This window comes from Raoultibacter phocaeensis, assembly GCF_901411515.1.
Classification (GTDB): Bacteria; Actinomycetota; Coriobacteriia; order Coriobacteriales; family Eggerthellaceae; genus Raoultibacter; species Raoultibacter phocaeensis.
In genome coordinates this window covers 382761-394064 of the sequence record NZ_CABDUX010000002.1, presented here as the reverse complement: position 1 = coordinate 394064, position 11304 = coordinate 382761, and the positions used below count along the sequence as shown (strand labels likewise).

Below are 11304 nucleotides of genomic sequence, written 5' to 3'. Positions count from 1 at the left end.
TACGATCAGTTTTGGGCAACAACCGATGCGCGGTCTTTCATCGAAAGATAGCGCCATTGCCCCAAAGCCCACGTATAGCCGAACCCTTGGAGATCGGCTCGCGTACAGCCCATTTCCTCGCAGATGTCGGCCACCTCGCGCCCAGCATCGGTCTGTTCGGTCAACCATGCGATCTGGGCTTCTTCCGAGAGCGCAAGGAATTCGTCTTTTGTCATAGCAGTTCCTTTCTCTTCTGGCGGCGGCCTTCGCGTACGCTTCGGGCGAAGGCCGCCGCACGGTTCCCGATTCGAAAACCAGGCTAAATCGTATAGAGCACCGCCTTGCGGTCGAGCTCGTCCATCTTTTTCGCAAGTTCATCGAGATCGCCGTAATGCATGCAATGCGAGCAGCAGTGCACAACACAGCTCGGTTCTTTGCCCTCGGCCGTTCGATCCTCGCACAGGTCGCAGAGCTGGGTCGGCACAGGTAGCCATTTGTATTCCCATGTGTCTTCGTCGATCTGCCACGGTGCGTCTTCGGCGAGCTTGATGCCGTACGCACCCGTGGAAAGCTTCTTTTCGAGCTTGCACGACACTTCGCACGAATGGCAGCCCGTGCACAGCAGATAATCGATCATCAAGCCCTTTTTAGCCATGGTAGACCTCCTCGATCCTATCGATGTCGGCGGGGGGATCTGCCTTGTACACCTTGCACATGAGGCACTTGAACGGAGCGCCCCATCCGAGCTTCCCGATAGTCTTGTATGGAACCAGATTGTTTACGTTAACTTCGTACACGTCGAACAGCGACGGTGCCGAGGCTTCGCGCTCCGGATACCACCAACCGTGTTGGGATGCGAGAGCACCTTCCTTTTGGCCCGGCTCAACCGAGAGCTTCATCTTGCAGCGCCCGTTGTCGTTTTCCAACCACACCCAATCGCCGTCGTTCAAACCGTATTTCGCGGCATCCTTAGGGTTGATATCGACAAGCGGCCACGGTTCAACCTCGCGCAGAAGGGGCACGTGGCGCTGCTCGGAATGGAAGTACGACCACGTGCGTGCACCTGTCGAAAGCACCAAGGGGTATTCCTTCGCGTAATCGGGTGTTGAAACAGGGGATGTCGGAGGCTCTTCGTAGTACGGCAGAGGATCGTCGCCCCACGCTTCGAGCATAGTCGAGTACAGCTCGATACGACCCGTGGGAGTCATAAAGCCCGGCTGGCCGTCGGGGCGGAGCAGGCCTTTTTCGTACTTCTTGTACTCGTAGTCCACGTGATAGCACCCATGATCGAACAGATCCTGCATAGTGAGGGGCCGTCCGTCGGGCGTGCTGAGTGTACAGAGCTTCTGGTCGTCGATGTACTCGATATCGGTTTCGTACTGCTCCCACAGCTCGGGGCGCAGTCGCGTGCCAAGCTCCCGCATAATGGTAATATCGGACTTCGCCTCGCCGACGGTGATCGCCTTCTTGATGGCACCGATCCACGTACCGCATGCGCCGTAATGGGTCGCTACATACATGTCGCGCTCGGCGTACGTGTTCACGGGCAAGAACACATCGCACAGCGCCTCGGCAGTCGGCGTCATGACGATGTCCATGACAACGTTGAACTCGAGCTTGTTCAGGGCCTTCTCCCAGCGCTCGGGCAAGTTGCAGGGATTTGCTATCGCGTTGGCGCTCGTGAAGAACCCCATATGGAAGATCGTGTCCTCTTTTTCCAACTCGTCGAGCACGGTATCGGGATGCGTGAACTGTTGAGTGCGGACCATGGCAGGGTACTCGTCGACGCCGATCATCTCGTTGACTTTGCTTTGCGGATCGAGATCGGTATAGCCCGAACCCAAACCGCCGATGTCGATGGCGCCCATGATGTTGCCGCCTGGATTGTCGATGTTGCCCGTGATAGCCATCATGGCTAGACAGCAGAAACCCATCTGGATGCCGTTTGGCTTCTGGTCAACGGCAAGCCCCCACTGCAGAGCGGCGGGATCGGCTTTCGCGTACATGCGGGCTGCTTCGACGATCTTCTCCTCGGGTACTTCGCAGATCTTCGCTGCCTGGGCGGGGCTCATGGTTTGCACGCGTTCAGCGAACTGCTCGAACCCGAAGCACCACTTTTCCACGAAGTCGTGATCGTACAGGTCTTCCGAGATGATGACGTTGCAAAATGCCATACCGAGAGCAGCATCAGTGCCCGGACGCACTTGAAGCCAGATGTCGGCGCGAGCCGCTTCCCACGTCAAGCGCGGATCTACGACGATAAACTTGGTCCCCATGGCATACATGTCGACGATCGAATGGCCCCAGAATCCGTCGGGGTTCGACTTCAACGGCTCTTTGCCCCAGATAAGGATGACCTCGGGGCACTTCCAACGGGGATCGTCGTAGCTCGTCGGATACTGGGAGGCGTAATCGAGCTCGGGGTACGGCGCACCGAGCACGTACGACGTGCAGGCCATGCGCGGTCCGTAGCACGACCATCCAGATTGCATGTAGACTATGTTGGGGCTGTTGAACACACGGCACGACATGGTGGGACCCCAGTTTCCCGCCTCGCGACCGGTGCCCACGAACGTCGCGATCGAGTTCGAGCCGTACTGTTCCGTGCAGCGACGCACATTCTCGACAATAAGGTCGTACGCCTCATCCCACGACACCTGCTCCCATGCAGCATCGTTGCCGCGCTCTTCGCGGGCACGCTTCAGGGGGTGGAGTATACGGTACGGGCTGTACACGTATTCGGGAAGAGACAGCATGCGGATGGGCATGGCACCTTTTGTGATAGACTGCTCGGGATCGCCCTCGACTTTCTCGAGAATGCCGTCCTTCACGTACAGAAGCATGCCGGCACCAGTCGGATGATCGCCCGGCGGCGACCAAGAGTTGGTGCGCGTAACGGTATACTCCCCCTCTTGCCACGAAATCGGCGTTGTAAACGTTCCAAATGCCACGGTTTCTCCCTTCTCTTCACGGGCGGCACGCAGCCGTGCCGCCCGCTTATCTTTCTTGCAAGTTCGTCCAAATCCTGCGCAATATGGCTTACTTCTCTATTGAAGCGTCTTTGCTCCATGCTTTGTTGCGCATGTTGAATACTGCCCACACGATCGCAAGCACCGCAAACGCTGCGGAGTCGACAAGCAGACACATCGACGGGTTGTTGCCGACGATCGAGAACACAGCTCCCATGTAGTAGGATGCGGCGAAGTTACCGAGGTTCATGGCAACCATGACGAGCGAGGCGACCATCGCGAGGCCCGCTTTGTTGGTCACATTGCCGCATTCGAGGTTGATCACGGGAATGACGAGGCACCAGCCGAAGCCGAAGATGAGGATACCGATCGTGAACAACACGACCGAGTTGGCATTGGCGATGATGATATTGCCGACAAGGGTGATGACCAACGCGGCAGCACCAGTGAACTTGCCGAAGAGTCCTACGAGCTTATCCATGAGCACCGACGAAACAACGCCTGCGAGCACGAAGACCGAAAGCAGCGTGCCAGCGATACCTGCAACCGTTGTCGGATCTTCGCCGGGAATATTCGTAGCCATGAGCGTGGAGAAATTCATCATGGTCGGACTGCACACCACCTGGGCAAGCAAAAACACGACGATGAAGAACCACGCCGTCGAAGGGATGCGCGACTTCTCCTCGGTCTTACCTTCGGCAGCGGCTTCCTCCGCAAGCGTTGGCGGCTCCTTGAAGCAGATGACGAAGATAAGAAGGGCAACCAGAGCGAGACCGTACGCCCAAAACGTCAGTCGCCAATCGATGGCACAGAGGAATCCCCCAAGAAGCGTGAGGACGACGCACCCCGCTTGCTGCACGGCTCCGCCGCGACCGAGGTATTTGGAGCGGTCTTCCTTCTTGTCGACGAGACGGAGGAAAATCGCGGCGCCGAGGGGAGAAACCATACCCATGCCGAACCCAACCAAGGCGCGCGCAATGAGGATCGACGTGAGCGAATCGTTCCAAACGGCAGGCAGGCAGCCGAACACGAAGTACACGAGCAAAGCCACGATGCCCGCCACCTTGAACGGAATCTTCTTGCCAGCGACGGCTCCGATGAACAACGTGCCGATGATAGTGGTCAGCGACGGCAAGCTCTGGATCAAGCTGATCGTCACCGGATCGGCATCGGGAAACGCCGCGCCGAACGCCGCCAACGCGGGCGTAACGGCCCCAGCGCCCGCAACCATGATGTAGAGAGCATAGACACCCCAGGCCTCTTTCATATTCAAGGCCTTCGCTATACTTGACATAAAACCCTCCTTAAACGATACGTACGAGACAGACGGCTTTCGCCGCAATGCAACGAACTACTCTGCAGGTTGCCTCCTTTCCTTACCCATCACGAGAAGTGCGAACGCGGCAACGGCGATGGCAACAACAAAAAACACACCAGCCGTGAAACCGAACAAAGCGCGTTCATCGGCGAAGCCCAGAGAACCGACCAGCATCATGTAATACGGCGTGAATATCTGACCCCCAAGTTGGAAGATGCACATCATGGTCATCCCAAGCGTCTTGCGCGTATCGGGTGCAACGATCGACATGGCGGACATGAAGAAGGGGTTGATGGTACCCATGCATAATCCGAGCAACACCATGCCCGCAAACACCATCCAAACGCTCTGGGCGGCGGAAAGCGTGAAAAAAGCAGCAGCGGCAAAGCACAACGAGAGCGCAGGAGCGAACCGCTTGAGCTTTTCGAGATACGGTGCGAAAAAGAGGCTGATAAGAAACGATGCGCACGTCATGAACGAAATGCCCATACCGCTGTCAGCCGAAGTCCCCAACCCGTTGAGTTCGACGAAAAGCGACAACTTGAAGGTTGCAACCATGGCGAGCACCATGAACAAGAGCATACTGATGCCCACAAACCACATCTTCCAGTTCAAGGGTTCTTTGGCAAGTCCATGCTCGGATGCTTCGCGTTTTTCCGGTTTGAAGTTCGGGAGGAACAGATACTGCAGAACGAGAATCGGAATGAAGATCAAATAGAACAAGAATGCCAGTTTCCAATCGACAAGGGCAACCCACCCCGCAGCCATGCTCAACGTGAAAGAGAGAAACGAACCGCATGCGTTCATCCATCCGAGCATCTGGTTTTTCTCATGCTCGCCGAACAGGTAGGCTATCGATGAAGGAACAAGCGGGAATGCGATGCCGGCACCGATACCGAGAATCGCCCGCGTAAGAATTAGAACCCCCATGTCGGGAGCCAGCATAGCTGAAAGCCCCGCAAGCATGAAAAGCACTGTGCCGAACATGATTAGCCGCTTCTTATTGAAATAACGGGCCAGAACGCTCGAGCACAGCATGGCGGGAAGCATCGTCATCGCAGTCACCGACATGGCTTGATCGAGCAAAAGCTCGGTTGCATCAGGGTACGCGATCGCAATGCTTGCCAGCAACGGTGATATAAGCGCTGTCTGCACCATACCGTCATCGCCGCTTAGCAATAACGCCGCCTTGGCGCCGACTTTCGATTTCCTGCCTTTCCCCCACTGCGATTCATCGTGCTTGCGAGCATATTCCATCGTCTACCCCCTTGTAGATTGCCGCCAATCGTTCGACCCGCCGGAATACCTGAAACTGCTCTTCGAAACGTTGTACGTCGACGAGAAAACCCGGTGCCGACCCCGCACCAAAGTACCGCTTCGCCGCTTTTCTGCCAGTACACCATCGCGTAATCGATTTGACCCACTGTTTTATACATGCAGTTCAGCAGCCATATATGCGCTCTGGACCCGCCGCATTTCCTCAGGCCCCGCCGCTACGGCTTACCTTCTCAAAATCTTCGTTGTCGAACCATTATCGAACAGTATGCATTCCCCCCATCCAACCAATTCATACAGGTAGTATGAGGCACCTTTTCCACGTGCAAACTGCCAGACGAGGGACAGACCCGAAACCGGTTGATACGATGCAGCAAGGAGTCGGGCCAAACCCATTGGCCACCGATCCACGATCCCCTTTTCAAATCTCGCGAAAGGAATACGTATGTGTTTTAGACCTGCTGCCATATCCGCCGACAAGAAATGCCCCGCATGCGGGAAGACCTGCCAACCCAACGACACGGTCTGTCCCGACTGCGGAGCCGAGCTTCCCGCAAGCGCCATGCCCGTCCCGAATATCGGCGCTCCCGGCGCTCCCGGAGTTCCCGGTGCTCCTGCCGCCCCAGGAGCACCCCAGGCTCCCGGCGCCCCCGCCGCACCAGGTGCTCCCCAGGCTCCCGAAGCGCCGAAAAACAGCTAAGCGCCGCAGCGCCGATCGTGGCACCAGCAAGGGGATGGCGCGCGAGCGAGGCTTTTTACGATACAGGTACACGAGTTCAAACGGAAGGAAGTGAGACGATGGTTAAGAAGTTTTTAGAGGGAAACCAGTACAACCCCGAAATCTATCGCAGCGACCTCGACCATTGGGAGGAGGGAAATTACACGGTCTACCGCACGACGCAATGGACGGCACCGGGGTGCCACGACGGATGCGGCATCCTCGCCTACGTTGACAAGGATGGAAAGCTTGCGAAAGTCGAAGGCGACCCCGCCAACGGCTACAGCAGAGGAGCCCTGTGTATGCGCTGCCTTGACATCGTCGAGGCCATGTATTCGCAGGATCGCCTAAAGTACCCCATGAAACGCGCTTTCGAAGACCGAGGCAAAGACACGTGGGAGCGCATCAGCTGGGACGAAGCGTTCGATCTCATCGAAGAGAAGGTTCGCTATTTCCAAAAGGAATACGGCTCAGGCTCGATCGTCGTGCAGCAGGGCACGGGGCGCAACACGACGTTCTTCCATTCCACGGCCCTGTGCTACGTTGGCTTCAACAGCCCCTCCGACACCGGCGGCTTCCTGTCGGGCAGCTCGTGCTACGGGCCGCGCGCTTCGGTTATGGCGCTCATGGCCGGCTGCTTCATCATCTCGGACATGTCGCAAGCGCTTCCCGAGCGCTTCGATTCCCCCGACTACGTTGTTCCCGAATGCATTCTCGTATGGGGCAACAGCCCGCTCGTATCGAACCCCGACGGCTTCTTGGGTCACTGGATCATCGAAGCCATGAAGCGCGGAAGCGAGCTTGTCGTCGTCGATCCTCGCCTTACGTGGCTTGCAGCGAAAGCGAAGTACTGGCTTCCCCTGCGTCCCGCGACCGATGCGGCACTTGCCATGGCCATCGCCAACGTGATCGACGAAGAGGATCTCATCGATCACGAATTCATCGATCTATGGAGCTACGGCTACGATGCCTTCATCGAGGGCTGCCGCACCATGAGCGTCGAGGACGCGGCGCGGATCTGCCGCCTCGATGCCGAAACCATCCGCAGCTCCGCCCGGTTCATCGGGTCGGCGAAGCCTTGCTCCCTTCAATGGGGGCTGAAGCTCGACCAGCAAGTAGCAGCCACACCCGCAGGACAGACCATCATGGGTATCGTCGGCATGACGGGCAACATCGACGTTCCCGGCGGCAACCTGCTTATGGTCGACCACGCATTCAATCTTGCCCTTTCCACAGGGAGCAACTGGCGCTTCGTTCCCGAGGACCAGCGCAAAATGATCCTCGGCAACAACCGCTATCCCATGCATGCGCAAGGCGATGTAGGAAACATGGCGCAGGAGGACGTGGTTTTAGAGACGCTCGAATCCGACGGCAAGCTCAACGACGTCGGCGAAAATTTTCCTTTGAAAATGTTCGTGCTTTATTCGACCAACCCCATCAGCAACATGGCCACCGAGGCACCGCGCATCTACGACGCCATGGTGAACCACTCCGAGTTCAACGTCGACATAAACTATGTGCTGACTCCCTCCGCTATGGCGTACTGCGAGCTAGTGCTGCCCATCGCCATGGGCCCGGAACGCAACTCTTTGCGTGCATGGTGGTGGCCCCTGCGCGTCATCCGCAAAGCATCCGATCGCTACTACGAGTGCAAAACAGACGAGGAACTGGTGGCCGAGCTGTGCAACCGCCTAAATCCCGACAGCCCCATTCCCGACACCGATATCGGCTGGATGAACCAGATCCTTTCCGAATCGAACACCGATCTCACCTTCGAAGAGCTCACGAAGAAGGTCATCGTGTGGCCCGAGTGGCATTATAAGAAATATGAAACCGGCGAGGTCCGCTATGACGGCAAGCCCGGCTTCAACACCTACACGGGCCGCTTCGAGTTTACGCCGCTTCTGTTCCAGCAGTTTGGCCTTCCGCTCGCGCCGTACTACGAAGAGCCTCGCGAAAGCCCTGAATCAACTCCTGATTTGGCCGAGCAATATCCTCTCATCCTCATGACAGGCCGCCGTTCGTGGGAGTTCTTCCACTCGGAGCACCGTAACCTCGAAACCATGCGCGAGTTCCATCCCGACCCACTTGTCGAGATAGCGCCCGAACTGGCCGAGCAGCAAGGCGTCCAGGACGGCGACTGGGTGTGGATCGAGAACCAACGCGGGCGGTGCCGACAGCGCGTCAAGATCACACCGGGCCTCAACCCCGAATACGTTATGGCCGAGCACGGTTGGTGGTTCCCCGAGGGCGATCGCGAGCGTCTGTTTGGCGTGTTCGATTCCAACATCAACAACCTGACCACGCAAAGCAACATCGGTCAGTCCGGATATGGAGCTCCCTACAACGGCCTGCTCTGCAAGATATACCCGTGCACCGAAGCGAACAGCGAAGTTCTTCCCACCGAGCAAGTCATCGAGAAAGGAGGTTGGGACTATGAGCGCTGCCATCTCGACTTCTAATCAGGGCCTCATCATCCAATACGATTTCTGCACCGGCTGCCACGCCTGCGAAGTCGCATGCAAAAAGGAACACGAGCTCGCTCACGGCGAGTTTGGCATCAAGATCATGGAATACGGTCCAGCAAAGCAACCTGACGGTACCTGGGATTATTTCTACCTCCCCGTACCCACCGACCTGTGCGACGTCTGCCAAGACCGCCTGAACATCGGCAAGATTCCCGCTTGCGTGCATAACTGCCAGGCGAAGGTCATGGAATACGGCGATGTTGAAGATCTCGCTAAGAAGATGACGTACATCAAGAAATGCGTGCTGTTCGCTCCCGGCGAAAAGGAGTAGCAGCCCGAAAAACGTATACGTTGCACCGCGTGTTAGGCCGGCTTGTAGCTTCAACAAGCCGGCCTTCCGCTTTATAGATATCCTGGAATACGTAAATCCCCTCTGCTTGAAAGATGCGACAGACGTTCGCAATGGTATACTGAACAAAAACCTTTTCCCAGATCGGCACACAGAGCGGGGGTTCCTGTGACAGATCACAACGAACGTGATATAGACTTTTCGCCTGCAACGGGAGCGAATCTCCCTTCGGTTACCATGAATATGCTCATGGATTTCCTTTCCCAATCCGAAATCCTCTATCAGCCGAATACGCTGCCACGCAGAACCTTCCAGTGGTTCGCCGCAGTATCTCGAGAAAGCGTGGATTGCGCAGCCCCCTCAAGCATTGCAGATGCCCACCTTCTGTTTGTATGCAGCGAAGATGAAGTCGAGGCGCTCCTGCGCGAAAAACCCACCGCTTTCGCACTCGTGCTCGCGAGCAAAAACGAAGCAGCCGATGCTTGCAACGAGGAACTGATGCGAGCAGAAGGCAAAAACGTTCCCGAATTGCAGTGCGATCGCATGGTCGTCATCCGGCAAACGAGTCGGTTCGCTTATTTCATCTTCAAAATGCAATCGTATTTCACCCAACTGCTCATCTGGCAAAACGAGCTGGATCGCATCGTCGCCCGCCACGGCACCTTAACCGAAATGCTCGATGCCAGCACAACGGTCATCAAGAACTTCATGTTCATATCCGATAGCAGCTTCAACATCATTGCCCGAACAACCCTGATTGCACCACCCGACGATCTTCACCGGCGCATAATAGGAACCGGTTGCTTGACGCCTCAAATGATCGAAGAGAAACGGCAGCGGTTACCCGAGAAGTCATCGTACATAAAGCCACCCTCAGACATCACACCCTATGCCCGTCTCTCTCGCCCGCTGCACGTAAGCCATACGTATTTCGGATCGCTATCCATGTCATGCAACGAAATGCCGCTTACCGATGGACTCGTGGACCTTTTTTCCATCTTGGAAAAACGCATCATGCCCCTCTGTGAAAACCTTTGGCGAGCGCGCATGCGTCTTGACATGCCCCATTACTTCTTCTTCACCAAAATGCTCGAGCATGCTTCCGTAACCGACGAGTACGTACGCAACCAAATGGAGCTGATAGGCCTCGATAGTTCAACTGAGTACAAGCTCATCGCACTTGAGGTCGACGGCGACACGGAGCCCGATCGCGCAGCGCTTGCCATTCGGGCTGCAAGCGGCCTAAACCAGGGAAACGTGTTCTGCTTTCCGCATCAGAACATGACGCTCGCCTTATGTCACACTCCCCCAAGCGACAGCTTGCTCTCGCACGTCAAAACCATCCAGGAACTCCGTGAACGCATGTACGAACCGCTCGGCATCGTAAGCGGCGTATCGGAGGTGTTCACCGACATCACGAACCTCGACCTCGCTTTCCAGCAAACGAAAATCGCGCTTGGCCTCAAGCAAACCATCGCAAGCGAGCAGTTCGCCTCCGATCAGGAGATGCCCAAGGGGATCTACCTGTTCGGCGATGCGCTCATGTACTATCTTGTCGACCCGAGCGATAAAGACGAACGGTTCATGCGGTTTTGCTTCAGCCACACCATCCTGAAAAAGATATACGAAGACGACCAGCAAAACGGAACCAACTGCCTTGCGCTGTTCTGGTTTTACCTCTACTATGGCCGCAATGCAACCGCCGTGGCTCAGCGACTGCACATGCATCGCAACACCGTTCTTTACCACATCGAGAAGATACAGAAGCGGTTCGATTTCGATCTTTCATGGCGTACAGCGCGCGATCGCATGATGCTCGACTTCAAAGTCTTTTTCCTCACCGTCAGCCATGAATCGATCGAGAAGATATTCGCTGATGCGGAAAGCTAAGCGTTTCCATGCCCTAAGTCATCGAGAAATCCAGACCTCTTTTCAGGCAGGGCAATTCCGTATACGGACGATAGAGCATCGCAAGCTATTCTGATCAATATGCCGCCTTAAAGCATAGGCGCTTTCACCTGCAACGGCTCCATCGTCTTTGCAACAATCCGTGCCTAAGCAAATATGCCGCTCTGCGTACGTTCACGTCTCATCGTGGGAATCCCCCGGTTTTTCGCTACCGACGAAACTCGTCGTACCCGGCTCGAGAAGCAGAGAGCCGCCGCACGAATTGCAGAGCTTCGTTCCCATATCGTTCATAGTCCCGCACGCAGGGCACCGCCGTACGT

10 protein-coding genes are annotated in these 11304 nt (G+C 56.4%); 4 read left to right on the top strand and 6 right to left on the bottom strand.

The features are described from left to right. Positions 1-5: 5 nt before the first annotated feature. The 5 genes from FJE54_RS09485 to FJE54_RS09465 form a co-directional block, all read right to left on the bottom strand. Complete coding sequence (locus FJE54_RS09485) at positions 6-215, bottom strand: hypothetical protein (RefSeq protein ID WP_139652551.1); 210 nt, start codon at positions 213-215, stop codon at positions 6-8. Between the two features lie 83 nt (positions 216-298). Further along, entirely contained in the window at positions 299-634 is a 336-nt protein-coding gene (locus FJE54_RS09480; RefSeq protein WP_139652550.1) for a 4Fe-4S dicluster domain-containing protein, read from the bottom strand. Next, the gene (locus FJE54_RS09475; RefSeq protein ID WP_255467335.1) at positions 627-2930 is read right to left on the bottom strand and encodes a molybdopterin-dependent oxidoreductase; all 2304 of its coding nucleotides are present in this window, start codon (positions 2928-2930) and stop codon (positions 627-629) included. The genes FJE54_RS09480 and FJE54_RS09475 overlap by 8 nt, the downstream gene beginning before the upstream one ends. A gap of 88 nt (positions 2931-3018) precedes the next feature. Continuing rightward, the gene (locus FJE54_RS09470; protein ID WP_139652549.1) at positions 3019-4242 is read right to left on the bottom strand and encodes an MFS transporter; all 1224 of its coding nucleotides are present in this window, start codon (positions 4240-4242) and stop codon (positions 3019-3021) included. A gap of 57 nt (positions 4243-4299) precedes the next feature. Next, complete coding sequence (locus FJE54_RS09465) at positions 4300-5523, bottom strand: MFS transporter (RefSeq protein ID WP_139652548.1); 1224 nt, start codon at positions 5521-5523, stop codon at positions 4300-4302. A 463-nt stretch (positions 5524-5986) separates the two neighbouring features. Here FJE54_RS09465 and FJE54_RS09460 point away from each other — a divergent pair, with 463 nt between their 5' ends. The 3 genes from FJE54_RS09460 (at position 5987) to FJE54_RS09450 (ending at position 9058) form a co-directional block, all read left to right on the top strand. Beyond that, on the top strand, positions 5987-6241 hold the full coding sequence (locus tag FJE54_RS09460; RefSeq protein ID WP_139652547.1) for a zinc-ribbon domain-containing protein: 255 nt from the start codon (positions 5987-5989) through the stop codon (positions 6239-6241). 98 nt (positions 6242-6339) lie between these two features. Continuing rightward, positions 6340-8721 (top strand): molybdopterin-dependent oxidoreductase, encoded by a 2382-nt coding sequence (locus tag FJE54_RS09455; protein WP_139652546.1) that lies wholly within the window; start codon positions 6340-6342, stop codon positions 8719-8721. Next, positions 8696-9058 carry a 4Fe-4S dicluster domain-containing protein gene (locus tag FJE54_RS09450; RefSeq protein WP_139652545.1) on the top strand — a complete coding sequence of 121 codons (363 nt, stop codon included), beginning with the start codon at positions 8696-8698 and terminating at the stop codon, positions 9056-9058. The genes FJE54_RS09455 and FJE54_RS09450 overlap by 26 nt, the downstream gene beginning before the upstream one ends. A 378-nt stretch (positions 9059-9436) precedes the next feature. Here the strand turns inward: FJE54_RS09450 and FJE54_RS16055 are convergent, their stop codons facing one another. Next, on the bottom strand, positions 9437-9733 hold the full coding sequence (locus tag FJE54_RS16055) for a hypothetical protein (RefSeq protein WP_180326685.1): 297 nt from the start codon (positions 9731-9733) through the stop codon (positions 9437-9439). A 288-nt stretch (positions 9734-10021) separates the two neighbouring features. On the opposite strand from FJE54_RS16055, the gene FJE54_RS16050 reads away from it, so the two are divergent. Next, positions 10022-10966 carry a PucR family transcriptional regulator gene (locus tag FJE54_RS16050; protein ID WP_180326684.1) on the top strand — a complete coding sequence of 315 codons (945 nt, stop codon included), beginning with the start codon at positions 10022-10024 and terminating at the stop codon, positions 10964-10966. The last annotated feature ends 338 nt before the right edge of the window (positions 10967-11304 follow it).